Consider the following 22,814-nt stretch of genomic DNA (forward strand, 5'->3'; position numbering starts at 1 on the left):
CCCTGCGCAGGGGCGGTCGAGGGTCCCGCGCGGCGATCGCTTACGGTGTGGGGTGGAGACTAGTAAGCCAACCCTTACCTCCGACGTACGCTGTACCTGCCCGCGTTCGCCCGCCCCGAAGGATCACCACGCCATGACACGCCCCGTCCGCGTCGCCATTGTCGGAGCCGGCCCCGCCGGTATCTACGCTGCGGACGCGCTGCTCAAATCCGAGGTCTGCCAGGACCCGGGGGTCTCCATCGACCTCTTCGAGCGCATGCCCGCGCCCTTCGGCCTGATCCGTTACGGCGTGGCCCCCGACCACCCGCGGATCAAGGGCATCGTCAAGGCCCTGCACCAGGTGCTGGACAAGCCCCAGATCCGGCTCTTCGGCAACGTGAGCTACCCGCACGACATCGGCCTGGACGACCTGCGGTCGTTCTACGACGCGGTGATCTTCTCCACCGGCGCCGAGGCCGACCGCGCGCTCGACACCCCCGGCATCGAGCTGGACGGCTCCTACGGCGCGGCCGAGTTCGTCTCCTGGTACGACGGGCACCCCGAGGTGCCCCGCACCTGGCCGCTCACCGCGGAGAAGGTCGCCGTGCTCGGCGTCGGGAACGTGGCCCTGGACGTGGCCCGCATCCTGGCCAAGACGGCCGACGAGCTGCTGCCCACCGAGATCCCGGACAACGTGTACCAGGGCCTCCAGCAGAACAAGGCGCTGGAGGTGCATGTGTTCGGGCGGCGTGGCCCGGCGCAGGCCAAGTTCAGCCCCATGGAGCTGCGGGAGCTGGACCACTCCCCCAACATCGAGGTCATCGTCAACCCCGAGGACATCGAGTACGACGAGGGCTCCATCGCGACCCGCCGGGAGAACAAGCAGGCCAACATGGTCGCGCAGACCCTGGAGAACTGGGCGATCCGCGATGTCGGCGACCGCCCGCACAAGCTGTTCCTGCACTTCTTCGAGTCCCCGGTCGAGATCCTCGGCGAGGACGGCAAGGTCGTGGCGCTGCGCACCGAGCGCACCGAGCTGGACGGCACCGGCAACGTCCGGGGCACCGGTCAGTTCACCGACTGGGACATCCAGAGCGTCTACCGTGCCGTCGGCTACTACTCGGAGGAGCTGCCCAAGCTCCCCTTCGACGTGACCTCCGGCACCGTCCCGCACGAGGCGGGACGTGTCATCGCCGGTGAGGAGCACATGAGCTCCGTCTACGTCACGGGCTGGATCAAGCGCGGTCCGATCGGTCTGATCGGGCACACCAAGGGCGACGCCAACGAGACGGTCGCCTGCCTCCTGGAGGACCGTGCCGCCGGCCGTCTGCCCGAGCCGGCCACGCCCGCCCCGGAGGCCGTCGAGGCCTTCCTGGAAGGCCGGGGCGTCCGCTACACGACCTGGGAGGGCTGGCACCAGCTGGACGCCCACGAGCAGGCGCTCGGTGCGGCCCAGGGCCGCGAGCGGATCAAGGTCGTGGACCGCGAGGGCATGCTGGGGGCCTCCGGCGCCTTCGTGCCGGCCGAGCTGCCCGCCGACGCCTGACCGACAGAACGCCTTCCAGGAGGCCGGACCTAGGTATCCGCCGCAGGACGCCCCGGGTCCGGCCTCCTGAACGTGCGCCACAGGTCGGGCCCGGGCTCCCGCACCGTCCGGGGCCGACGGACCTCCGGGGCGTCGGCCCAGCGGGCGGCCAGCAGGATCGCGATGTCGTCGGGGCGGTCGGTGGCCGCTCTCGCCTCGCCGATGACCTGGTCGGCGGTGTCGGCCAGGGGGACCGCGCCGATGCGCTCGACGGTCGCCCGCAGCCGCTCGATCCCCTCGTCGATGTCCGTCCCGGGGCGCTCGATCAGCCCGTCCGTGAACAGCGCGAGCATCGCGCCCGGTTCGAGCCGCATCTCGGTGACCGGGTAGGCCGCGTCCCCGTCGATCCCGAGCACGATGCCGCCGGGCAGGTCCAGCACTTCCGTCCGGCCGTCGGGCCGCCGCAGCACGGGCTGCGGATGCCCTGCCCGTACGGCACGGGCCACGCCGGTGGCCGGGTCGAGGGCGATGTAGCAGCAGCTCGCGAACTGTCCCGGGTCCAGGTCGATGAGCAGTCGGTTCGTCCCGCTCATCACCTCCTGCGGATCATGGTTGCTCAGCGCGAACGCTCGTACCGCACTGCGCAGTTGGCCCATGGTCGCGGCGGCGGACACCCCGTGTCCCTGAACGTCGCCGATGATCAGGGCGAGTTCGTGACCGGTCTCGATGACGTCGTACCAGTCGCCGCCCACGTCCATGCCCTGGGTGCCGGAGAGGTAGCGCCCCAGGGTGTCCACCCCGTCCACTTCGGGCAGCCGGTGCGGGAGCAGGGCGTCCTGGAGTCCGCGGGCGAGGGCCGACTCGCTGTCGTAGCGCTGGGCGCGTTGCAGGGCCTGGGCGATGAGCCCGGCCAGTGCCGTCAGGACCGTGCGCTCCTCCGGGCTGAAGCCGCGGGGCCGGTCGAAGCCGAGGATGCAGGAGCCGACGGGCCGGCCCGAGGCGATCAGCGGCAGGAACGCCCGCGCCCCGACGTCCGCGTCGATCGGGATGCCCGGGTAGGCCTCGGCCAGGCGCTGCATGGACTCGAAGAAGATCGGGCGGCCCGTGGTCAGGGTCTCCACCCCGGGGATGCTGACGTCGAGCCCGACCCCGTCGAAGCGGTCGAGGAAGCCCTTGGGGAATCCCGTCTCCCAGGCCAGATGGAGATGGCGCTCGTTCAGCAGGTAGATGGCGAGCTGGCGGCCGCCGAACGCGGGCAGCAGCTCCTCGGTGACCACCGCGGAGACCTGACGGGCCGTGACCGCCTCGGTCAGCGCGATGGCGAGGGCCACCGGCCGGTACAGCGCGGAGGAACGGTCGGCGGTCGAGCCGATGCCGAGCCCCGGCGAGGTGACGGAGCCGGGGGCGTAGGCCGGCTGGTCGGTCGCCTGGAGGACGACGCTCACCCCGTCGTGGCCCGGGTACAGCGACACCGACAGCCAGCGCGAGGGCGGGCGGCGGGCGAGGAAGTGGACGGGCTCGTCGGCCATCAGGGCGGCCCGGTAGTGGTCCTCGTAGGCCTCGTGCCCGAACCACGGCAGGGCCTGCCACACCCCGTGGCCGATCAGCTCCGGCCGGGAGTGGCCGAGCAGTTCCTCGGCGAGGCCGTTCGCGTACGTGATCCGCCCGAGCCGGTCCAGGGAGAGGATGCCCCGGGGCAGCCGGTCGGCGGCCTCCGGCACGACGGGTCCCGCGCCGAGGTCGACCAGGAAGCCGCTCAGATGACTGGCGGACACAGCGCCGTCCGGGTGCGTCCAGCGGCCGGAGAGCTCCAGCAGGTGGGACCTGCCGTCGGGACCGCGCAGCCGCATCCGGCGGACCACCGGTTCGGCGGACTCCACGGTCCGCCGGGCCAGCGCCCACAGCCCGTACACGTCCTCGGGGACCAGCCGTTCGGCGAGCGCGTCGACGGTGCCCGGGAAGACGGCGGGCTCGAAGCCGAGGATCGCGCAGAGTTCGTCGTCGGCGGCGACCTGCCCGGAGTGCAGGTCCCAGTCGAACCGGCCGACCCGCACCGGGGGCGTGGTGGCGGCGGGCAGTTGCACGGGGACCGGCTCGGTCTCCCATACGCAGTCGACGCCCCGCCGCTCCAGGTCGGTGAGCGCGGCGCCGAGCCGTTGGCCGAGGCTGTGCAGCCGTTCCCCGTCGGCGGGGGCGACCGGCTGCCCCGGCGTGGAGGCCCGCAGGACCGCCAGCACGCCGACGCTGCCCCGGGGTCCGATGATCGGCACCCACAGCGAACCGAACGGGAACGGCAGCCCGGCCATCAGCTGCGGGAACCGGCGCATCGCCTCCTCCGCGTCGTGGAGCAGCACGGGCCGCCCCGAGCGGTAGGCCTCGGACACCGGGAAGGGCCGGTTCACATGCATTCGCCACCAGGGCCGGAACAGCGGTCCCGGCAGCCCGGCGAGGACCGCGAGCCGCAGCAGCCCGGGCGTTCTGCTCCGCAGGTAGACCCCGCCCGCGTAGCCGTCGGTCGACTCGACGGCGCTGACGAGTGCCTGGGCGAGTACGAGGGACAGTTCGTCGGGCACGCGGCCACCGTCGGGTCCCCCGGCCGCGGCCCCGTTTCCGGCGGGCGGGGGATACCGGGTCGTCTCGTGCCGGGTCACACAGCCAGCATGCTCCCGATCCGGGGTACCGCGCACCTCCGCGACCGGCCGCTCCCCTGCGGCGGCCGGTCGCGGAAGCGGGATCAGCGCAGCTTGGTGACTGCGGTGCGGGTCGTCTTCTTGAAGCCCTCCAGCGGTGCTCCGTCGAGCTCGCCGAGCTGGCCCCACTCGACCACGGTCACCGTCCTGCCGTCGCGGCCCACCGAGTGGAGCCCGATGTCGGTGGAGCCGATCTCCGGGTAGGACGTGTCGATGCTGTAGACGTGCGCGCCCTCCTCCACGTTGATCCGGCCCTGGTAGAACGCCTCCCCTTCCAGGCCGGGGTCCTGCTCCTTGAGCCGGTCGAGGCAGGTCTCCAGGGCGCTGCGCAGCTCGGCGGCGAGCGCCTTGGCCCGGGCGGTGGTGGTGGCGACCGTGATGGTCTGGCGGGCGTTGGTGTCCAGTTCGGTGCGGAAGTCCCGGTGGCGGGTGCCGGCCGCCGGGGCGATTCCGGTGGTGCACACGGACCCCTCGTCGGGCACCCCCTGGCGTACCGGGCCGGCCGTCCAGGGGGTGAGGGAGGCGGGCAGCTGGCCCGCGCTCAGGAACTTCGGCGGGGCGGGAGCGGGGGCAGGGGCCGCGGCGGCGGGCACCTGGGCCAGGGCGGTGACGGCCAGGCCTGCGGCCATGACGGTCAGGAGGGCGGTGCGGAGAGTGCGCATGATGAGGTTTCCCCGTTTCGGATGGTGCGGTCGGTGACGTGGTCGGGTGCCGTCGGTGGTGCGCTCAGATGGTCGTACGGCATCGCACCGAGGCGTACGGGGCCCGCTGAGGGGCAGTACGCCGGCGGTACGGGATCGGCACCAGCCTGGGCCGCCGCCCCGGACCCGGACAAGCGCGACACGGCTTCCCGCCGGGCTGGAACCGTCCCACCCCCGGTGACGTGGGTGTTCTCGGAGGGCTGGAACGCCCTGGAACAGCGGCGGGGGAGGTCGAGCGTGTCGGGTGACGCCGAGGGGGCGGCACGGGCGGTGCTGGCGGAGCGGCTGAGCGCGCTGCGGGAGGGATCGGGCCGGACGTACGCGTCGCTGGCCCGCCGCATCGGGGTCAGCGGCTCGACGCTGCACCGGTACTGCACGGGGCGGACGGTGCCCGCGGAGTTCGCCCCGGTGGAGCGACTGGCCCGCTTGTGCGGCGCACCGGCCGAGGAGCGGGAGGCACTGCACCGCCTGTGGCTCCTGGCGGACGGCGAACGCCTCGACCGGCAGGGGGCGGCGTGTGCGGGGGTGGCGGAGGACGGGTCCGGTCCGTCGGTGGAGGCGGAGGCGGAAGCCGGGCCGCGCGCGGACGGGGCCGTGTCCGGGCAGGCCGGCGAGGAGGCATCTCACCCGGTGCCGTCCACTGACGCTGTGCCCGTGCCCATGCCCGACCCCGGCTCCGGCTCCGGCTCCGGCTCCGGCTCCGGCTCCGGGCAGTCGGCCGCACGGCGGAGCGGGTCCTTGTGGGGGCCGGTGCTCCGGTCGCGCCGGGCGCGCCGGTACGGGCAGGGGCTCGGCGTTCTCGCCGCGGCGCTGCTCGTCCTGGCCTTGGTCGCGGCGCTCGGAGGGGCGGGTCCCTCGGGTGCGGACCGGCTTCCGTCGGTGGCCCAACAGCCGGGCGGGCATCCGGCCGACGCCCCGGAGCCCTCTCCCTCCGGCTCCCTCAGTCCCGGGAAGCCGCTGGTCACGCCCAGCGGAACCCGGCGGGGAACGCCCTCCGGCAGCCCGCGGCCGAGCGGGCCGCCCGGCGTCGGGCCGCGCGAGGAGACACTCCCCCGGCCCTCCGGGCCCACGTCGGTCCCGGACACCGGACGGGTGCCGTTCACCTGGACCGGTGACGACCACGTCTGGAAGAACGGCTGCGACCACGCCTACCTCGTCGACCGGGCGCCCGCCGCCGTCCCGCCGCCCCCGGCGGAGGCCGACGCGGCTCCCTGGGCCGGAGCGCTCGGCGCCGTGCACGCCGGCGAGACCGGTGTCCGGATCACGTTGCAGGGCCGGGACGAGCGGGCGGTGGTGCTGGAATCCCTGCGGATCCGGGTGGTCGAGCGCCGGACGTCGGCGCGGGGCCGGGTCTACCGGATGAGTTCGGGCTGCGGCGGGTCCCTCACCCCGAGGATGTTCGACGTGGATCTCGATGTCCCCCGTCCCGTCGCCCGCTCGGTCGCGGGCAACGACTCGGGCGAGCCGATCGAGGCGGTGTCCTTCCCGTATCGCGTCTCGGTCACCGATCCCGAGGTCTTCCTGATCACCGGTCGCGCGGTCGGCTGCGACTGCGACTGGTTCGCGGAGCTGAGCTGGAGCAGCGGCGGCCGGTCCGGCACGGTGCGCGTCGACGACGGCGGGCGGCCGTTCCGGACGAGCGGGGTGGCCGGGCGGCCCGTGTTCGACTACGACACGGCCGACCGCCGGTGGGTGTCCGCGGAGGCAGCGTCCTAGAACGGTGGCCGGGGCGCGCAGGCGGGCGGGGCCGGGTGCGCTCATGCTGGTGGGGCGGGCGGCGAGCCCGGCGGACCGGTACCGGCCGCAGACGCTCCAGGTGGAGGTGGAGATGGATCCCGTCACCGCCCTGCGGCGGATCGCGTTCCTGCTGGAACGCTCGCAGGCCGCCACGTACCGGGTGAAGGCCTTCCGTACGGCCGCCGCGGCGGTGGACGCCATGGCCCCCGGGGAGGCGGCCGAGCGGGTGGCCGCTCAATCCTTGGAGCGCGTCCCCGGCATCGGTCCGCGTACAGCCGAGGTGATCCGTGAGGCTCTGGCCGGAAAGACGCCCGGGTATCTGGACCGGCTGGAGGGGGAAGCCGCTGCGGAGCCGGCCCCCGAGGGGGGCCAGGACCTCTTCGCGCGGCTGATGGGCGATTGCCATCTCCACTCGGACTGGTCGGACGGGGGCAGCCCGATCGAGGAGATGGGCCGGACCGCCGCGGAGCTGGGGCACGCGTGGGCCGTCCTGACCGACCACTCGCCCCGGCTGACAGTGGCGCGCGGGCTGTCGCCGGAACGGCTGCGGGAGCAGCTCGCGGTGGTGGAACGGCTCAACGAGGAGTGGGCCCCGTTCCGACTGCTGACGGGGATCGAGTGCGACATCCTCCCGGACGGCTCGCTCGACCAGGAGGACGAGCTGCTGGAGCAGCTCGACCTGGTGGTCGTCTCCGTCCACTCCCAGCTGCGGATGGACCCGGCCCCGATGACACGTCGGCTGGAAGCGGCGGTGCGCCATCCACGGGCCGATGTGCTCGGCCACTGCACGGGACGCCTGCTGGCCGGGCGCGGCCGGCCGGAGTCGCGGTTCGACGCGGACCGGGTCTTCGCGGCCTGTGCCGAGGCCGGGACGGCGGTGGAGATCAACTGCCGTCCGGAGCGGCAGGATCCGCCCCGGCGGCTGCTGCGCGCGGCCGTCGCGGCGGGGGCGCTGTTCGCGATCGACACGGACGCGCACGCCCCGGGCCAGCTGGACTGGCAGCGGTCGGGGTGCGCCCGCGCCGAGGAGTGCGAGGTGCCGGCGGACCGGGTGGTGACGACCTGGAGCGCGGAACGACTCCTGGAGTGGGCCGGCTGACCCCGGCCTCCCCGGCCCAGTCCTGCCCTCCGGCGCCCTCCCCTCTGACACGGCACCACGCGCGCCCGCCCGCCCCCGGAGGTTCCGCATGTCCTCCGGGAACGGGCGGGCGCACGGGTAGGCGGGCGTCGGCGGGACTACTTCTGGGGATAGATGTCGCCGGCTTCCATGGCGCTCTGCTGCTCGCTCCGGTCCCGGATCGTCCGGGACTTCTTCTCCAGCCGCTCGCGCTCGTGCGGGTCGCTCGCGCGCTCCGCGGCCTCGGCGAGCTGCTGGGCCTTCTCACGCATCTGCCGAGCCAGGTCGGCGGGTTCGTCCGAACCGCTCATCACCACTCCTTGGACGCAGGGACCTCCAGAAAACCAGCGACCGGCCTCTTCCGCATCCCGCGCGGTCGGGGTCGGAACGCGTGAATCGGGGTGCCGCTCGGGTGGGGGCGCTCACGCGGCCTGTCGGCCCAGCCGCCGCAGGAGCGCGCGCAGCCGGGGGTGACGCGCGTGCGCCTCGGCCGCGCGGCGGTTCAGCTCCTCGCCGAGCCGGTTGGTGCGTTCCTCGATGTCGAGTTCGGCCAGCACCCGGTCGATCTCGGCGAGCAGAGCGCCGTGCAGCTGCCACTGCCGCGGGTGCTCCTGGACGTCCTCCAGCAGCAGGTCGGCCACCCGGTCGCGGGTGGTGCGGCTGCGGGCGAGCGCCTCGGCGAGGCTGTCCTCCGCCGCCTCCGCGTCGGCGGCGAGCTGGGTCGTGACCAGGACGGCGAAGCTCTCGATCGCCTCGGCGAGGTGGCCGAGGAGTTCCTGGAGCAGTTCCGCCACATCGGCCGGGAACAGGGATTCCTCGGTCCGGGCCTTCGCCAGGTCGGTGAGGGTGCGGGACAGGACGCGCAGGACGACGGCGCAGATCTCCAGCGTGTCGAGCCCGGTGCGCAGGACGACCCGGTGGAGCAGCCCCTGTCTCACCCTGGGGTTGAGGGTGAGACTTTCCTCCGCCTGTCGCAGGGAGGCGTCGACCTCGACGATGTCGTGGTCGAGCTTGCGGGCCTCGTGGAGACGGGCGGCGGCCCGGGACACCGGGTTGTTCCCCGTGACCTCCTCGCCCATGCTGCGCAGCATCGTGCCCATCCGGGCGGCCAGCGACTCGATGGAGGAGCCGGCTGAGGCGACCCAGACGGGCGGGGCGAGGAGCAGGTTGAACAGGAGCCCGACGACCGCGCCGATCAGTGTCTCCCACACCCGGTCCCAGGCGGTGTCGGCGACCTGGGAGACGCCGAGGACCAGCATCGCGCTGATCGCCACCTCGGGTACGAACTCGTTGACCCGCACCAGCCGCCCGATTATCAGCGAGGTGAAGATGGTGAGGCCGAGGCTCCACCAGCTGAGTCCCACCAGGGAGCTGAAGCCGATGGCGATGAGGACGCCGACGACGACCGAGTTCACCCTGCGGATGCCGGTGGTGAGGGTCGCGTAGAGGGTCACCTGGACGACCAGGAGAGCGGTGAGGGGTGCGGTCAGCGGGGCCGGTTCGGGCAGGAACCAGACGGCCACGGAGTAGGCGATGACGGCGGCCGCCGTCGAACGCAGCGTCTGCACCCCGGCAGGTTCGGTGGTGCGCTGCACGAGCTTGACGACGGGGGCGGAGACTCGGCGCATTCCTTGACGGTGCCCCGATTTCACCCGCCGCAGCGCTCCCCCGGGCCGGGCTCCGCCGTACGGCCCTGCGCCCGGGGCCGAACCGGGACAGCGTGCGCGCGGGCGCGGTCGGGGGGACCCTGGAGACATGGCTGTTCCAAGGAATCCCCCAGAAGAGACACCGCCGGCCGAGGGGTCCATCGGCGAGGCCCATGAGGAACGCGCGGACGGAGGGCTCTGGGAACACCCTGGCCTCTGGACCGCCCTGATCGTGCTGGGAGCGCTTTTGGTCGCCGGATTCTTCCTCGCCCGGATCTTCGGCTACGGATGAGCGGCGGGGTGTCCGCGTCGGCGCGCCGGATCACCGACGCGCTGCTGGAGGGGTACGGGCGCACGTATGCGGCGGAGGCGGGCATCCGGCTGCGCGACACTCCACAGCCGCTCTACCAGCTGCTGGTGCTGAGCCATCTGCTGAGCGCCCGGATCCGCGCCTCGATAGCGGTGGCCGCCGCCCGGGCGTTGTCCGCGCACGGCCTGCGTACTCCGCGCCGGATGGCGGACGCGACCTGGCAGCAGCGCGTGGACGCGTTGGGCGAGGGCGGCTACCGCCGCTACGACGAGCGGACCGCCACCCAGCTCGGGGAGGGAGCCGGCCTCGTCCTCGACGTCTGGAAGGGGGACCTGCGCAGACTGCGCGCGGAGGCGGACGGCGACAGAGAGGCGTTGCGGGCGGGGCTCCGGCGGGTCCGGGGAATCGGACCCGCCGGGGCCGACATCTTCGTACGCGAGGTGCAGGATCTCTGGCCGGAGACCGGGTTCTGGGTCGGTGCGAAGGGCCTCCAGGGCGCCGAGCGCCTCGGCCTGCCCACCTCCCCCGGCGGGCTGTCCGAGGTGGCGCGCGGCCGGGACCGGGCCGCGTTGGCCGCGGCACTGGTCAGAGCGGCCCTCGACCGGGAGATCGTCGAGACGGTCCGCAGGGCGGCCCGGGCGCGACAGTGAACCCCGCGAGACGCCGTGCGCGGGCCCCGAGACGGCTGGCGACGAGGTGCGGCCTCGCGAAGGCGCCCGCGCCGTGTGCGACGGCACGGGCGCCTCGCTTCTCTCAGTGGTGGGAGGCACCCCGCGCTGCGCGGGCCAGGGCCTCCTCGCGGCGGGCCTCGGCCTGTTCCTTCCTGCCCTCGGCCTTCAGCCGCTCGTCCTCGAGGGCGATGCCGTCCGATTCCTTGATCATGCCTTTGAGCCTCCGCGCCTTGGCGCGGGCTATGTCGGTGCTCTTTCCCACAGCTGCCTCCATGCCGCGAGGGAGATACGCGCTTGTCCCCTCCACTATGCATACCCGCGCGGCAGAACGCAGGGGCCGCCGGGCAGAAGGTTACGACAGTGGATCCTCGTCCTCGTCCGTTCCGCCGCCCTCGACCCGCAGCGCGAGGTCCTGGAGGACGTCGGCCGACGACACGTCGGTCTGCCCGGAGTCATGGACCTGGGCCAGCATCGTGAACGCGAGGGTGAAGGCGCTCACGAGCTGTTCGACCGCACCGCCGACCTCGCGCCCGACGACGGTGACCACCTCCTCGACGGAGAAGTCGTCGGGGATGGCGATGTGGGGCATCGTCTCGTTCAGCAGGGCGGTGACGGCGCCCGCTCCCGCGTCCAGGTCTTCCCGTTCGAGGTCCGCCTCCAGCAGGCGCTGCATTTCGCGCGCCTCCGTGAGGATCCCGATCACGCGCTTCACGACTTCCCGTTGCTCCATGGGCGCGAGCATAGGGCGTGCAACCCGGTCGCAACGTCCGGTCGAGTTGACTTGCGCCCGGTTGTCGCAGCGTTGCCGCGGCCGGAAAGGGGCAGGTCCATGGAGTGTGACCCGAAATCGCCCACCGTCGGGCTGACGCCCGCCGCGGCCGGTCTGCTGCGGCGGCTGCGGGCGGACCACGGCCCGTTGATGTTCCATCAGTCGGGCGGCTGCTGCGACGGCAGCGCGCCGATGTGCTATCCGGCCGGTGAGTTCCGTACCGGGGACGCCGATGTGCTGCTGGCGGACCTCGTCGTCGAAGGAATGTCCGAAAGCGTGCCGTTCTGGATGTCGCGGAGCCAGTACGCGGTGTGGGCCCACACCCGGCTGATCGTGGACGTGGTGGAGGGCCGGGGCAGCGGATTCTCGCTGGAGGCTCCGGAAGGGGTGCGCTTCCTCATCCGTTCGCGTCTGGTGGACGGATGAGGAAGCGCACGGGCCTTCGGGCGGTATCGCCCGTCAGGCGGTGTCGCGCACCGCGACGATGCCGTTGAAGACGCCGGCGTACACGGTGCCGTCGGGGCCGATGGTGATGGGCGCCCAGTTGTTGTCGTAGGCGGGTCCGGTGCCGGTGAGGGTGCGCCAGCGGCGTTCGCCGGTACGGAAGTCGACGGCGGTCAGATACCAGGCGTCGATGCCCAGGGCGTTGGGCTCCTTCTCGTAGAAGTAGAGGAGTCCGTTGGCCGTGGACAGCTTGGGCACGGTGGAGGGTGAGCGGACGGCGCTCTCCCAGACGGTGTCGCAGCCGCTGCCGTCGGGGCGCACGTCGATGCGGGTGGCACCGCCGACGACGCTGCGGCCGAGCAGCAGGGACGTGGGGTTCTCGTAGCCGTAGTTGTTCTCGACGACGAGGCTGTCGCCCCAGCTGATCAGGGAGTTGTCGGTGGTGGAGCGGCCGTGGCCGAAGACCGGGACCGAGCAGACCAGGCGGCGGTCGGCGGGGACGTCCGCGCCGCGACGGAAGACGAGGACGTTCATCCGGTCGTCCGCGTTGTCGGTGATCGCGACGTACTCCTGGTCGGTGCCGAACAGGTCGGGGGTGGTGCCGGAGCCCTGGTTGACCGAGCCGGGTTTGGTGCCGGTGCCCCGGTCGTACGTCTGCCGCCACTGGACGAGCGGGGTGCCGTCCGCCTCGGCCGTGAAGCTGTAGAGGGCGTGGTCGGAGACGATGGAGACCGCGTCCCGGTCCACGGAGAACGAGTTCTGGATCTCCTCGCCGCCGAGCCGGACGGACCGGATGGCCGAGGTGTCCGGGTCGACCGTGCCGACCCGGCCGAGCCGGGTGACCCACCAGATCCGGCCCTGCCAGTCCGGCATCACCGAGGTCACCGGGTCGCAGGTGCCGCTGGGGAAGAGGTTGGTCCAGGACACGCAGTCGTGCGGGACATGACCGGTGAGGTCCCAGTCGTCCTCGACGACGAACTCCCAGCGGCCGTCCGCGTCCTGCCGGTGGGCGATGCGCAGGACGTGCTGGCGGGAGTCGGCGAGGACGACCCGGTCCTGGTCGTCCAGGTAGAAGTAGGCGCCGCCCGAGGTGTCCTTGAAGATCTTGGAGAAGTCGAGGCGGGTGATCGCCTCGACGGTGGAGGACCGCTGCGGCAGCTTGTACTCGGCGAGCGTGTCGAGGGTGCGCGGGTCGAGCAGTTTGAGCAGGAAGCCGGTGAACGTCCCGCAGACCGTGATCAGCCGGCCGGCCGCGTCGAAGGTCGCCGTGGCGCACTCGCCGCCGACCGGCGCGATCTTCTCGCTGGTCACCTCGGGGCTCCGGCCGAGCGGCCCGGAGTAGGGGTGGGTGCCGCTGCCCGCGGCGTCCGCGTGCATGCCGCTGCGCCCGTTGGGGGCGAGGTAGGGGTGTTGCGGGGGCGCCTGCCCGGGGACCGGGGACGCGGTGGCGGGAGCGCCTTCGTACCCCTTGACCAGGCGGTGGCCGGGAGCCTTGGGGATGTCGTCGGCCTGGGCGGGGGACGTGGGCCCGGCGAGGGTGAGGGTGGCGACGGCGAGCGTCAGGGCCAGGGCACGGGCGAGCGCTCTGCGGTACGGCGGGGGCATCGGGCTCCTCGGTTGCGGACGGGGGTCGCGCCGCCGCCCGACGTTAGGAGGAGCGCCGTGAAGTGTCCATGGAAACGAGGAGGGTTTCGCGGGCCCGACATACTGCCGCAACACCGCGCCGCGCACCGCCATGTGCCGCAACACGCCGCGGCCGGACGGGTTCCGCTCAGCGCGGCGGATGCTTCGGGCGGGAGCGGTTCTCCTGCATCGCCCGGCGGATGCCGGCCGCCGTGGAGCGTGCGTGCTCCGTGGTCGCCGTGTGGTCGGCGACCGAGGTGACGAAGCGGTGCAGCGGCTGCCGGCAGTGGGCGCAGGGGGCGTCGGTGGTGAGGAGGTAGCCGTCCTCGCACTGCGCGTCGGTGCAGGAGCCCGGCCGCAGGAGCTGCTCGGCGATGTCCTGGGCGCTCCACCGGCGACGGCCGTCCTCGTCCAGCTCGCCCAGCGCGTGGGCCCAGCGCAGGTTCCAGCGCCGTTCGATGCGCTCGCGGAGCTGGGCCGCGCTGCGGACGGCGATCTCCTGGTGGATGAGGTCGTGGACGGTGCTGGGCACCCGGCCGCCGAGGGCCTGGAGGAGCTGGGGCGGCAGGGCCTGGAGGACATAGCCGCGGGGGTTGCTCCGGGCGTTCTCCCGCCAGCGGTCGCAGGCGCAGGATCCGTCGGGGCGCTTCGGGGCGTGGCAGCGGCCGCACAGTCCGCGGCACTCGGCGCACAGCCCGCCGTCGAGCCCGTCCAGATGGGGCGCCGGCGCCCGGCCGCACTCGTGGCAGCAGGCGGCGCACGGCCCGCAGAGCCGCTCGTTGCCCGCCTTCGTGGTCCAGGTCCGCATCTGGCACCGGCAGCACAGGCCGGTGTTGCAGTACTCGTGGTGGGCGGCGCCCGAGTGCCGGCCGGAGGGCGGAAAAGACATCTGCCCATTGTGCGGGATGCCCGGTGCGGGTGCGGACGGTCCCCTCGTACGGGGCCGGCGGCGGGAGCCGTCAGGGGTGCAGGCTGCTGACCAGGTCGGCGGTGGCCCCGACGCCGTCGTGGATGGTCGGCGCCATGCTCGTACCGGCCAGGAAGAAGCCCAGCAGGGCGCAGACCAGCGCGTGCGAGATCTTCAGGCCGCCGTTGCGCAGAAAGATCACCGCGAGGATCACCAGGAGCAGCACCAGTGAGATCGAAATGGCCATGACCAACCTCCTCCGCCGCGCCTGATTTGCGGCTTTCGGCCGCCAGTGTGGCGCAGCGGAGGGGCCGTTCGGCGCACTGGCGTGTCCGCCGAACGGGTACTTCCGACAGGTCGCGCGTTACGGGGTCGAAGCGGTGTCCCGCCGGGCGCGGAGGAAGTTCTCGAGCCCCGCCAGATCGTCGGTGTTGAGGTGGTCGACCCCGGCGGCGAGCAGTTCGGACCAGACGGCCTCGCGTTCGGGGCCCGGCCGGTCCGGTGTGGCCCAGAAGCGGATGCGGCGGCCTTCGCGGTGGGCGGCGGCGACCAGGGCGCGGAGCCGGTCGCGCTCGGACGGGAGGAAGGGACCCGCGCCGAGCCAGCCGAAGGTCTGGGTCCAGTTGGCGCTGACGAGCGGGGCGAAGGAGGCCGGGGCCCCGGCGCCCAGGTCGTCGAGGCGGCCGTCGTAGAAGGCGAGGCGGGTGCGCTGGGCCTCCATGGGGGCCCGGGCGGCGCGGTCGCCCGAGATGACGGCGGTGACGGCTTTGGGGACGACGCGGCCGTGCTGGTAGCGGGTGAGCATGCGGTGGTGCCGGCGCAGTTGCCGGTCCAGTTCGCCGTAGGCGGCGACGCCGTCGGCCTTGATGTCGATGAGGAGCTGCAGTGGGGCCCGGTGGTGGGGGTGGACGCTGCCGTGGCCCGCGCGGACGAGGGCGGCGAGCGGGTCGAGGTAGAGCGAGGCGAGGGTGCGGGTGGGGTCGAGGGTGGCGGGCTCGTGGGCGACGAGCAGTTCGCCCTCGACGAGGAAGATGTCCGCCTCGACGCTGGTGAACCCGCGGGCGAGCGCGTCGTGCAGGGGGCGCGGGTGGAGGTAGTCGTTGTGCGCGTGGGCATGGCGTAACGGACGCGGGCCGCGCGGCCGGGCGGGTGCGGCGACCGCCGTCGCGGTGGGGACGGCGACGCCCGCGGCGGCGGTGGCGAGGGCGACGGTGAGCACGCGGCGGCGGGTGGGGTGGGCCATGGGGACTCCCTGAGCGGCGGACGGGGTCGCGACGAGTATGGGGGCGCGGCGGCCGTTTCCGTCAGGTACCTGACAGTTGTTCGGCGATGTTTCACGCCTCGGCCACCTCGGGGGCGGGTGGCCGGTCGGACCCGACGGGGAGCGGACTCCGAGGGCCTTTCGTTTGGATCGACCCCGCGAGCCCGGCCTGATCCGAACGAAAGGCCCTAGAACTGCCGAAGGTGATCGCGCAGGCTCCGGGCGGCCTCGGCCATCAGGGCGTCGACGCCCGGCTGGGTGCCCGCCGGGACCAGCGACTCGGTCAGGACGGCGATGGCGAAGGTCTGTCCGTCGGCATGCTCCACGACGCCGACCTCATGCCGCAGATTGAGCAGGGTGCCCGTCTTGGAGGACCATCGGCTCGCGTCGGAGCTGAAGTCCGGGGCCAGCCGATGGCGCAGCACGTTGTGCGCCAGGAGGTCGCGCAGCCGCTCGGCCACCTCCGGGTGGATCTTCGACGGGGTCCACACGGCGTGGAGGAGGTCGACGAAGGAGCGTGCGCTGCCGGTGTTGGCGCGGGTCGTGTCGAGCTGCGGCACCCGGTGGCCGCGGCCGCTGGTGCCCGCGTCGATGGCCAGCGCGTGGGCGAGGTGCACCTGGTCGGCGTCGAACCGCTCGACGGGCGTGTCGAACAGCTCCTCCGTGCGGTGCCGGACCGTGATGCCGCGCAGGTCGGCCTCCCGGAGGAGGTCGGCGACCAGGCCGGGCGGGGTGAGGGAGAACAGCGCGTCGGCGGCCGTCCCGTCGCTCAGGCAGGTGCTGAGGTAGAGCAGGTCGTCGACGGCGATCCGGGCGGGGTGCCGGAAGCGGCTGAGGCCGGTCGGGCCCGGCGTGGAGACGCGACCGGGCGCCACGTCCAGCGGGGTCGCGCCGTCCAGCTCACCGCGGCGGATGCGTTCGAGCGTGGCGAGCGCGAGCGGAACCTTGACCAGGGAGGCCGACGGCAGCTCGGTGTCCGGCTCGATGCCGAGCTCCTCCCCCGTGCCCAGGTCCCGCACCAGCAGGCACGCGCGCAGGCCGCCGTCGTGCAGCCGGGCGCGCACGTCCCGCAGCAACGTCTCGGTGTTCATGCCGCCCTCCCTCCGTCGGTACCGGCCGGGTCGCCCAGGCAGCGGGCTATGGCCTCGCCCAGGCGCGCTTCCATGGGCAGGGGGTTGCCGTCCGCCACGACCGTGAGAGCGTAGCCCCGGCGCAGCTCCATCTCACCGATGGGGTGCCAGGCCAGGGCGAGTTCCGCCGCCTGGGCCCGGGAGCACAGCAACAGGTCTTCGGAGCAGAGGACTTCGGCGGCGGCGGCCGTCAGATCGGGCGCGGCGAGCACCTGCGCGGGCCGCAGGCCCGCCGCGTCCCGCAGCCGGGTCAGCGGGTCGCGGATGTGCGGCACGTCGTCCTCCGGCTGGATCCAGACGCGGCGGGCCGGGCCGGACGAGGCCCGGCCGAGCCGCAGGGTCTCGACGTAGATCCGTCGCACCCCGCTGTCCCGCGCCCCGGCCAGCCCCAGCGGCACGGACCAGGGCGCCTCCCCCGCAGGCACGGCGAGCAGGGCGGCGCGCACCTGGTGTGCGTGGAGGAGTTCCCTGCGCCGCGCCGGCCCGGCGGTCCGGAGGTCGAGCCGGACGCCGTGCCCCCGTGCCTCGGCGACCAGGCGCGCCAAGGCGGAGCCGGAGCAGGTGTCGGGGACGGCCAGCCGCCAGGGCTTGTGCTTGACGGCTTCGGCCTCGTCCAGCAGGACGTCGGCGGCCTGGACGAGCTGCCTGGCGGAGGACAGCATGTCGCGCCCAAAGGGGGTGAGCACCGCCCGCCGGGAGGTGCGCTCGAACAGCTGCTCGCCGAAGCGCTCCTCCAGTGCCGCGACCCGGCGGCTCGCCACCGACTGGGACATCCCCGCGGCGGCCGCCCCGTCGGTGAAGCCGCCGTACTCGCTGACGCTGACGAACGCCCGACATGCTCCGACCAGATCCACGCGCCGGAGCCTATGCGATTTCGGCATGGAAACGCGCGTGAACGTATTGGACCGCATGGCCGACAGGGGACGAAGGTGACTTCGGCACGCACGACCAGGTACCGGGACGGATCCGTGGGGCCCCGTCCCCGATGCGCTCCGGACCGGAGCGCCAGGAGGTTTCGCCCATGCATCACCCCCGCGTCAGGACCGCCGTCGCCGGTGTGGTCGCCGCACTGTCCCTCGTACCTCTGGTGGCCTGCGGGCAGAGCGACTCCGGCACGCCGCCCACGTCCGCCAAGCCCGTCGCCACGACGTCGGCCTCCGCTGCCGCCGCGAAGCCGTACACCGGCGACTTCAAGAAGCTGGAGCGGAAATTCGACGCCCGGCTGGGCGTGTACGCGATCGACACCGGCACCGGACGCGAGGTGACCCACAACGACCGGGCCCGGTTCGCCTACAACTCGACCTTCAAGGCGCTCCAGGCCGGGGTCGTCCTGAGCACCTACTCCATGGACGGCCTCGACAAGCGGGTGACCTACACCCGCGAGGACCTGGTCGCCAACTCTCCGGTGACGGAGAAGCACGTGGACACCGGCATGACGCTCAAGGAGCTGTGCGACGCCTCCGTGCGCTACAGCGACAACACCGCGGCGAACCTCCTCTTCGACCACGTCGGCGGGCCCGGGGGCCTGGACGCCGCGCTGGAGAAGCTGGGCGACGACGTCACGCGGATGGACCGAGAGGAGCCGGAACTGAGCCGCTGGGTGCCCGGGGAGAAGAGGGACACGTCCACGCCTCGGGCGCTGGCCCAGGACCTGCGGGCGTTCGTCCTGGGCAAGGCCCTGCCCGCGCCCGAGCGGGCGCAGCTGACGAAGTGGCTGCGGACCAACACCACCGGGGACGCGGTGATCAAGGCGGGTGTCCCCAAGAACTGGGTCGTGGGCGACAAGACCGGAACCGGGAGCTACTACGGGGCCCGCAACGACATCGCCGTGGTGTGGCCGCCGGACTCCGCCCCCATCGTGATCGCCGTCCTGTCGCACCGCGCCACGAAGGACGCCGAGCCGGACGACAGGCTGATCGCCGAAGCGGCCTCCGTGGTCGTCGACTCGCTGTCCCCCTGACGGTCCGGGTACCGGACGGCCGGACGCGCCCCCGCCCCCGGCGGTGGCCACCGGCCGGTCCGGAACTCGTACGCTTGCGCGGTGACTCAGGAATCCAGCCCTACCAGCCCTGCAGAACCGCTGACGACCGACGCCGTGACGCGGATCGTGCTGCGCCCCATCGCCAGCCCGCTGCCGCTGGGCTTCTTCGCCCTCGGCATGGGCAGCACGGTGCTGTCCTCCCTCCAACTCGGCTGGGTACCGGCCGCGCAGAGCAGCATCCTCCTGCTCCTCGTCCTCATCTTCGTCGTTCCGCTCCAACTCGTGGGGGGCGTCTTCGCCTTCCTGGCCCGTGACGCCGGGGCCGGCACGGCGCTGCTGCTGCTCGGCGCCGCCTGGGCCGGAACGAGCGTGACCTCCCTGGACTCCCCGCCCGGCGAGCCGGTGGTGGCCCAGGCCGTCTTCCTCCTGGCACTCGTCCCGTTCGTGCTCGCTCTGGCCGGGGCGGCCGTGCAGTCCAAGCCCCTGTTCGCCGTCCTCCTCACCCTCACCGCGGTGCGGTTCGCCCTCACCGGCCTCTACGAGGCGGGCCTGGGGAACGTCTTCCAGACCGCGGCGGGCTGGGCAGGTCTCGGCATCGGCGTCTTCGCTCTCTACGGCGGGCTCGCCCTGCTCGTCGAGGACGGCAAACAGCGCACCGTGCTCCCCCTCTTCCGCCGCGGGAAGGCCCGTGAGTCCATCGAGGGCGACCTGCGCAAGCAGCTCACCGAGGCCCAGCAGGAGGCCGGAGTCCGCCACCAGCTCTGAGGGCCCGGTCTGTCCGCAGGACGGCAATCCGGGTCGCGCTGGGCGCCGGCCGGGAACCGTTACCCGGCCGGTGCCTTCCCGGCGTGGCACTCGCCCCAGCGGACCGTACGGTCGCACCAGCGCTCCAGCAGCACCCGGTCGTGGCCGACGGCCAGCAGGGCCGCCGAGGAGTCGGCGCGGTAGCGCTCGACGACGGCGACCAGGGCGGCCGTGGTGGACGCGTCGAGCATCGCGGTCATCTCGTCGCAGATCAGCAGCCGGGGCCGCAGCACCAGGGCCCGGGCCAGGCAGGCCCGCTGGAGCTGGCCGTCGCTCACCGCGTGCGGGCGGCGCTCCAGCAGCTCGCCGGAGAGACCGACCAGCGCGGCGAGTTCCGCCACCCGCTCGGCGACGTCCCGGCGGCGGCCGGTGGACCGCAGCGGCTGCGCGATCAGCTCGCGCAGGCTGAGGCGGGGGTCGGCGGAGAGCCGGGGCTGCTGGAAGACGACGCCGATCGCCGTGCGCTGCTCCTGCGGGGCGCGGTGCCGCCAGCCGCGTATCACCGTGCCGTCCAGGGTCATGGTTCCGGCGTCCGGGCGGTGCAGGAGGGCGGCGACCTTGGCCAGGGTGGACTTGCCGCAGCCGCTGGGGCCCAGCAGCCCGACCGCCTCGCCGGCCGCCACGTCGAGGGACACCTCGCGGACGACGGGGTCGCGGCGGTCGTAGCCGGCGGTGATCCGGGTCAGCTCAAGCATCGGCGGCCTCCTTGGCGGGGTGCGCCCGGCCGGTCGGCGCGTGGTGGCAGGCCAGGCCCGCCGTGAAGGCCGGGCGTTCGCCGGTGCAGCGGGCGTCGGCGTACCCGCAGCGGTCGGCGAAGGCGCAGCCCCCGGGCAGTGCCCCCAGCTCCGGCGGCATCCCGGGTATCGGGGTGAAGTCCCGCTCGGGCAGGGCCGCCAGGAGGCCCTTGGCGTACGGGTGTCGGGGGCCGGGTTCGCCGAAGAAGAGGGCCGCCTCCGCGATCTCGACGATCCGTCCCGCGTACATCACGGCGACCCGGTCCGCGATCCGTTCGGCGGCGGCCAGATCGTGGGTGATGATCAGCAGCGCCCGGCCCTCGTCGGTGTGGCGGCGCAGTTCGTCCACCGTCCGCTCGACGAGGTCCCGGTCGAGCCCGGTGGTCGGTTCGTCGGCGAGCAGCAGCGGGGCGTCGCCGATCAGGGCGAGGGCGGTCGCGGCGCGCTGGGCGAGGCCGCCGGAGAGCTCGTGCGGGTAGCGGTCGAGGTGGTCGGCGGGGAACGAGGCGCGGGCGGCCGCGGCCAGGGCCGCCCCGGGCAGGGCGCTCCCCCGCACCCCGGTCAGCTCGCGCAGGCTCTCCTCCAGTTGGGCGCGCACCGTGCGCACGGGGGTGAGGTGGGCGGCGGGGCTCTGCGGTACGAGGCCGATGCGCCGTCCCCGAACGGTGCGGGCGAGGGTGCGTTCGCCGGCGGTGAGCAGGTCCGTGTCCCCGCCGAGGACGGCGCTGCCGGTGGTGGCGGCGTTGGCGGGGAGCAGCCCGAGCAGGGCGGAGGCCAGCACGGACTTGCCGCAGCCGCTCTCGCCGACCAGGGCCAGGCACTCCCCGGGCGCGACGGAGAAGCGGGCGTCGGTGACGGCGGCGATGTCCCGGCCGCCGCGCATCCGGAAGCGGACGGAGAGGTCCCGGACGTCGAGGACGGGGACGTCACGGCCCGACGAGGCGGTCGCTCGGTCGGCGGTCACAGCATCAGCTCCGATTTCCGGCGCGGGTTGATCCGGTCGCGCCAGGCTCCGGCGAGACCGGCCAGCGCGAGGGTCGGGATGATCAGGAAGAGGCCGGGGAAGAGGGTCGGCCACCAGTCCCCCGCGAGCAGCGAACCGCGCGCGGACTGGACGAGGTTGCCGAGGCTCGCCTGATGGGCCGGGAGCCCGAGCCCGAGGAACGACAGCGCCGACTCGTGCCACATCGCGTGCGGCACCATCAGCACGGCCGCCAGACCGGCCTGCGGGAGCACGCCGGGCAGCAGGTGGCGTGCGATGACCCGGGTGCGGGAGGCGCCGCCGGAGATGGCCGCGTCGATGAAGGGGCGCGAGCGCAGGGAGAGGACCTCGGAGCGGACGATCCGGGCGGTGGAGATCCAGTGGGTCAGGGCGACCGAGATGATCACCGGCCAGACGCCGGGCCGGAACATCGCGACGATGAAGATGCCCAGCAGCAGATGCGGGATCGAGGACAGGGCGTCGACGACGCGCATCACGACCCGGTCGGTCCAGCCGCCGAACGCCCCGGCGAGCGCCCCGATCGCGGTGCCGATGACGGTGGCGGTGAGGGCCGCGACCAGGCCGACGAGCAGGGAGACGCGCAGGCCGTAGACGCAGCGCAGCAGGAGGTCGCGGCCGACGTCGTCGGTGCCGAAGGGGTGGGACCAGGACGGCGGGTGGAGCTTGTTGGCCAGGTCGACGGCCTGCTGGTCGAGCTGGGTCAGCGGCGGGACGACGAGGACGGCCAGGGCGACGGCGACGACGATCACGGCCGAGGTGACGACCCGGACACGGCGCGTGGTGCGGCCGGGCTGGTCGAGTGCGGTCTCAGCCATCGAAGGCCACCCGGGGGTCGGCGAGTCCGTAGAGGAGGTCGGAGAGCAGGTTGCCGAGCAGGACGGCGGCGGTGGCGAGCACCGTGAGCGCGGCGAGCAGGGAGAAGTCGACGGAGGTGGCGGCCTCGACGGTGGCGGCGGCGATGCCGGGCCAGCTGAAGACCGTCTCCACGAGCAGGGCGCCGGTGATGAGTTCGGGGACGCGGGAGCCGATCAGGGTGAGCATCGGCAGCATCCCGGAGCGCAGGGCGTGGCCGAGGAGCACGGTGCGTTCGCTCAGTCCCCGGGCACGGGCGCCGCGGACCGGGTCCTCGGCGAGGGCGTCGGCGACCCCTTGGCGTACGTACAGGAAGAACCACGGCAGCTGGGAGATCCCGAGGACCGCGGCGGGCAGCACGAGGTGCGAGGCGACCTGGCCGAAGGTGATGACGTCGCTGGCGGCGTCGGTGAGCCCGCCGGCCGGGAGGACGTCGAGCTTCAGGGCGAAGAACCAGATGGCGAGGAGGCCGAGCCAGAACGCGGGGGCGGCCTCCAGGGTGTACGCGGCGGAGCTGACGCACCGGTCGAGCCAGCCGCCGGGCCGGCGGGCGGCGAGGACGCCGAGGCCGGTGCCGAGGAGGATCGCGATGAGGAAGGCGGTGGCGGCGAGCAGGACGGACCAGCCCATGCGCTCCGCGATGACGTCGGCGACCGGCTGGCGCATCACGCTGGAATCGCCGAAGTCGCCCTGGAGGGCGGAGGTCAGCCAGTCCCACCAGCGGGCGACGAGCGGCTGGTCGACGCCGAGGTTGGCCCGCAGCTGGTCGAGGTTCTCCTGCGACGCGGTGAGGCCGGCGGTTCCCGCGTACGCCTTGACGGGGTCGAAGGGGGACGCGGCGGCGACGGCGAACACGCCGAAGGTGACGACGCCGAGGACGGGGACGGCGAACAGGGCCCGCCGTCCCGCCATCCGCGCCATCGGCCCCCA

The 22,814-nt window shown here is 73.5% G+C and carries 24 protein-coding genes; 8 read left to right on the forward strand and 16 right to left on the reverse strand.

Annotation, left to right across the window (positions count from 1 at the left end):
- Positions 1-133: 133 nt before the first annotated feature.
- Entirely contained in the window at positions 134-1,525 is a 1,392-nt protein-coding gene (locus ACFWRV_RS28585) for an FAD-dependent oxidoreductase (protein ID WP_384338608.1), read from the forward strand.
- Between the two features lie 29 nt (positions 1,526-1,554).
- Here ACFWRV_RS28585 and ACFWRV_RS28590 read toward each other — a convergent pair whose 3' ends face one another.
- Positions 1,555-4,077: a SpoIIE family protein phosphatase gene (locus ACFWRV_RS28590; protein ID WP_384338609.1), complete on the reverse strand. Its 2,523-nt coding sequence runs from the start codon at positions 4,075-4,077 to the stop codon at positions 1,555-1,557.
- A gap of 161 nt (positions 4,078-4,238) precedes the next feature.
- Positions 4,239-4,856 carry a hypothetical protein gene (locus ACFWRV_RS28595; protein WP_384338610.1) on the reverse strand — a complete coding sequence of 206 codons (618 nt, stop codon included), beginning with the start codon at positions 4,854-4,856 and terminating at the stop codon, positions 4,239-4,241.
- A gap of 276 nt (positions 4,857-5,132) precedes the next feature.
- On the opposite strand from ACFWRV_RS28595, the gene ACFWRV_RS28600 reads away from it, so the two are divergent.
- Complete coding sequence (locus ACFWRV_RS28600) at positions 5,133-6,611, forward strand: helix-turn-helix domain-containing protein (protein WP_384338611.1); 1,479 nt, start codon at positions 5,133-5,135, stop codon at positions 6,609-6,611.
- A 112-nt stretch (positions 6,612-6,723) separates the two neighbouring features.
- The gene (locus tag ACFWRV_RS28605) at positions 6,724-7,731 is read left to right on the forward strand and encodes a PHP domain-containing protein (RefSeq protein WP_384338641.1); all 1,008 of its coding nucleotides are present in this window, start codon (positions 6,724-6,726) and stop codon (positions 7,729-7,731) included.
- A gap of 137 nt (positions 7,732-7,868) precedes the next feature.
- Here the strand turns inward: ACFWRV_RS28605 and ACFWRV_RS28610 are convergent, their stop codons facing one another.
- The gene (locus ACFWRV_RS28610; protein WP_384338612.1) at positions 7,869-8,060 is read right to left on the reverse strand and encodes a DUF6381 family protein; all 192 of its coding nucleotides are present in this window, start codon (positions 8,058-8,060) and stop codon (positions 7,869-7,871) included.
- Positions 8,061-8,171: 111 nt separating this feature from the next.
- On the reverse strand, positions 8,172-9,377 hold the full coding sequence (locus tag ACFWRV_RS28615; protein WP_384338613.1) for an aromatic acid exporter family protein: 1,206 nt from the start codon (positions 9,375-9,377) through the stop codon (positions 8,172-8,174).
- A 127-nt stretch (positions 9,378-9,504) separates the two neighbouring features.
- On the opposite strand from ACFWRV_RS28615, the gene ACFWRV_RS28620 reads away from it, so the two are divergent.
- Together ACFWRV_RS28620 and ACFWRV_RS28625 are read left to right on the forward strand one after the other, a co-directional pair.
- Entirely contained in the window at positions 9,505-9,687 is a 183-nt protein-coding gene (locus ACFWRV_RS28620) for a DUF6480 family protein (protein ID WP_384338614.1), read from the forward strand.
- Positions 9,684-10,355, forward strand: coding sequence for an endonuclease (locus ACFWRV_RS28625; protein WP_384338615.1), 672 nt, complete (start codon positions 9,684-9,686; stop codon positions 10,353-10,355). The genes ACFWRV_RS28620 and ACFWRV_RS28625 overlap by 4 nt, the downstream gene beginning before the upstream one ends.
- 103 nt (positions 10,356-10,458) lie before the next feature.
- Here the strand turns inward: ACFWRV_RS28625 and ACFWRV_RS28630 are convergent, their stop codons facing one another.
- Entirely contained in the window at positions 10,459-10,638 is a 180-nt protein-coding gene (locus ACFWRV_RS28630; RefSeq protein WP_384338616.1) for a hypothetical protein, read from the reverse strand.
- 90 nt (positions 10,639-10,728) lie between these two features.
- Positions 10,729-11,118 carry a hypothetical protein gene (locus tag ACFWRV_RS28635; protein ID WP_384338617.1) on the reverse strand — a complete coding sequence of 130 codons (390 nt, stop codon included), beginning with the start codon at positions 11,116-11,118 and terminating at the stop codon, positions 10,729-10,731.
- Positions 11,119-11,205: 87 nt separating this feature from the next.
- On the opposite strand from ACFWRV_RS28635, the gene ACFWRV_RS28640 reads away from it, so the two are divergent.
- Positions 11,206-11,571, forward strand: a complete 366-nt coding sequence (locus ACFWRV_RS28640) for a DUF779 domain-containing protein (RefSeq protein ID WP_384338618.1) — start codon at positions 11,206-11,208, stop codon at positions 11,569-11,571.
- 33 nt (positions 11,572-11,604) lie between these two features.
- Here ACFWRV_RS28640 and ACFWRV_RS28645 read toward each other — a convergent pair whose 3' ends face one another.
- The 6 genes from ACFWRV_RS28645 to ACFWRV_RS28670 form a co-directional block, all read right to left on the reverse strand.
- Positions 11,605-13,194 carry a hypothetical protein gene (locus tag ACFWRV_RS28645; RefSeq protein ID WP_384338619.1) on the reverse strand — a complete coding sequence of 530 codons (1,590 nt, stop codon included), beginning with the start codon at positions 13,192-13,194 and terminating at the stop codon, positions 11,605-11,607.
- A 166-nt stretch (positions 13,195-13,360) separates the two neighbouring features.
- Positions 13,361-14,101 (reverse strand): hypothetical protein, encoded by a 741-nt coding sequence (locus ACFWRV_RS28650; protein WP_384338620.1) that lies wholly within the window; start codon positions 14,099-14,101, stop codon positions 13,361-13,363.
- A 70-nt stretch (positions 14,102-14,171) separates the two neighbouring features.
- Complete coding sequence (locus ACFWRV_RS28655; protein WP_384338621.1) at positions 14,172-14,366, reverse strand: hypothetical protein; 195 nt, start codon at positions 14,364-14,366, stop codon at positions 14,172-14,174.
- Positions 14,367-14,483: 117 nt separating this feature from the next.
- Positions 14,484-15,362, reverse strand: a complete 879-nt coding sequence (locus ACFWRV_RS28660; RefSeq protein ID WP_384338622.1) for a phosphatidylinositol-specific phospholipase C/glycerophosphodiester phosphodiesterase family protein — start codon at positions 15,360-15,362, stop codon at positions 14,484-14,486.
- Positions 15,363-15,568: 206 nt separating this feature from the next.
- Positions 15,569-16,471, reverse strand: a complete 903-nt coding sequence (locus ACFWRV_RS28665; protein WP_384338623.1) for a serine hydrolase — start codon at positions 16,469-16,471, stop codon at positions 15,569-15,571.
- The gene (locus ACFWRV_RS28670; RefSeq protein WP_384338624.1) at positions 16,468-17,364 is read right to left on the reverse strand and encodes a LysR family transcriptional regulator; all 897 of its coding nucleotides are present in this window, start codon (positions 17,362-17,364) and stop codon (positions 16,468-16,470) included. Before ACFWRV_RS28670 ends, ACFWRV_RS28665 begins: the two co-directional genes overlap by 4 nt.
- Before the next feature lie 167 nt (positions 17,365-17,531).
- Here ACFWRV_RS28670 and bla point away from each other — a divergent pair, with 167 nt between their 5' ends.
- On the forward strand, positions 17,532-18,470 hold the full coding sequence (gene bla, locus ACFWRV_RS28675; protein WP_384338625.1) for a class A beta-lactamase: 939 nt from the start codon (positions 17,532-17,534) through the stop codon (positions 18,468-18,470).
- Between the two features lie 81 nt (positions 18,471-18,551).
- On the forward strand, positions 18,552-19,256 hold the full coding sequence (locus ACFWRV_RS28680) for a GPR1/FUN34/YaaH family transporter (RefSeq protein ID WP_384338626.1): 705 nt from the start codon (positions 18,552-18,554) through the stop codon (positions 19,254-19,256).
- A gap of 59 nt (positions 19,257-19,315) precedes the next feature.
- On the opposite strand, the gene ACFWRV_RS28685 is transcribed toward ACFWRV_RS28680, so the two are convergent.
- From ACFWRV_RS28685 to ACFWRV_RS28700, 4 genes are all read right to left on the reverse strand, one after another.
- Positions 19,316-19,990 (reverse strand): ABC transporter ATP-binding protein, encoded by a 675-nt coding sequence (locus ACFWRV_RS28685; RefSeq protein WP_384338627.1) that lies wholly within the window; start codon positions 19,988-19,990, stop codon positions 19,316-19,318.
- Positions 19,983-20,912 (reverse strand): ABC transporter ATP-binding protein, encoded by a 930-nt coding sequence (locus tag ACFWRV_RS28690; protein WP_384338642.1) that lies wholly within the window; start codon positions 20,910-20,912, stop codon positions 19,983-19,985. The genes ACFWRV_RS28685 and ACFWRV_RS28690 overlap by 8 nt, the downstream gene beginning before the upstream one ends.
- Positions 20,913-20,989: 77 nt before the next feature.
- The gene (locus tag ACFWRV_RS28695; protein WP_384338628.1) at positions 20,990-21,847 is read right to left on the reverse strand and encodes an ABC transporter permease; all 858 of its coding nucleotides are present in this window, start codon (positions 21,845-21,847) and stop codon (positions 20,990-20,992) included.
- A complete protein-coding gene (locus ACFWRV_RS28700; RefSeq protein WP_384338643.1) occupies positions 21,840-22,805 on the reverse strand; it encodes an ABC transporter permease in 966 nt (321 codons plus the stop codon). Before ACFWRV_RS28700 ends, ACFWRV_RS28695 begins: the two co-directional genes overlap by 8 nt.
- Positions 22,806-22,814 lie beyond the last annotated feature (9 nt).

The organism is Streptomyces sp. NPDC058576 (genome assembly GCF_042718715.1).
GTDB lineage: Bacteria > Actinomycetota > Actinomycetes > Streptomycetales > Streptomycetaceae > Streptomyces.

Bases quoted from the DNA above. Each gene is read 5' to 3' on its own strand.
- ACFWRV_RS28595 (WP_384338610.1), bottom strand. From the start codon at position 4,856: ATGCGCACTCTCCGCACCGCCCTCCTGACCGTCATGGCCGCAGGCCTG.
- ACFWRV_RS28665 (WP_384338623.1), bottom strand. From the start codon at position 16,471: ATGAACACCGAGACGTTGCTGCGGGACGTGCGCGCCCGGCTGCACGAC.
- ACFWRV_RS28620 (WP_384338614.1), top strand. From the start codon at position 9,505: ATGGCTGTTCCAAGGAATCCCCCAGAAGAGACACCGCCGGCCGAGGGG.
- ACFWRV_RS28695 (WP_384338628.1), bottom strand. From the start codon at position 21,847: ATGGCTGAGACCGCACTCGACCAGCCCGGCCGCACCACGCGCCGTGTC.
- bla (WP_384338625.1), top strand. From the start codon at position 17,532: ATGCATCACCCCCGCGTCAGGACCGCCGTCGCCGGTGTGGTCGCCGCA.
- ACFWRV_RS28615 (WP_384338613.1), bottom strand. From the start codon at position 9,377: ATGCGCCGAGTCTCCGCCCCCGTCGTCAAGCTCGTGCAGCGCACCACC.
- ACFWRV_RS28605 (WP_384338641.1), top strand. From the start codon at position 6,724: ATGGATCCCGTCACCGCCCTGCGGCGGATCGCGTTCCTGCTGGAACGC.
- ACFWRV_RS28640 (WP_384338618.1), top strand. From the start codon at position 11,206: ATGGAGTGTGACCCGAAATCGCCCACCGTCGGGCTGACGCCCGCCGCG.
- ACFWRV_RS28650 (WP_384338620.1), bottom strand. From the start codon at position 14,101: ATGTCTTTTCCGCCCTCCGGCCGGCACTCGGGCGCCGCCCACCACGAG.
- ACFWRV_RS28660 (WP_384338622.1), bottom strand. From the start codon at position 15,362: ATGGCCCACCCCACCCGCCGCCGCGTGCTCACCGTCGCCCTCGCCACC.
- ACFWRV_RS28635 (WP_384338617.1), bottom strand. From the start codon at position 11,118: ATGCTCGCGCCCATGGAGCAACGGGAAGTCGTGAAGCGCGTGATCGGG.
- ACFWRV_RS28610 (WP_384338612.1), bottom strand. From the start codon at position 8,060: ATGAGCGGTTCGGACGAACCCGCCGACCTGGCTCGGCAGATGCGTGAG.
- ACFWRV_RS28690 (WP_384338642.1), bottom strand. From the start codon at position 20,912: ATGCGCGGCGGCCGGGACATCGCCGCCGTCACCGACGCCCGCTTCTCC.
- ACFWRV_RS28685 (WP_384338627.1), bottom strand. From the start codon at position 19,990: ATGCTTGAGCTGACCCGGATCACCGCCGGCTACGACCGCCGCGACCCC.
- ACFWRV_RS28655 (WP_384338621.1), bottom strand. From the start codon at position 14,366: ATGGCCATTTCGATCTCACTGGTGCTGCTCCTGGTGATCCTCGCGGTG.
- ACFWRV_RS28585 (WP_384338608.1), top strand. From the start codon at position 134: ATGACACGCCCCGTCCGCGTCGCCATTGTCGGAGCCGGCCCCGCCGGT.
- ACFWRV_RS28645 (WP_384338619.1), bottom strand. From the start codon at position 13,194: ATGCCCCCGCCGTACCGCAGAGCGCTCGCCCGTGCCCTGGCCCTGACG.
- ACFWRV_RS28625 (WP_384338615.1), top strand. From the start codon at position 9,684: ATGAGCGGCGGGGTGTCCGCGTCGGCGCGCCGGATCACCGACGCGCTG.
- ACFWRV_RS28700 (WP_384338643.1), bottom strand. From the start codon at position 22,805: ATGGCGCGGATGGCGGGACGGCGGGCCCTGTTCGCCGTCCCCGTCCTC.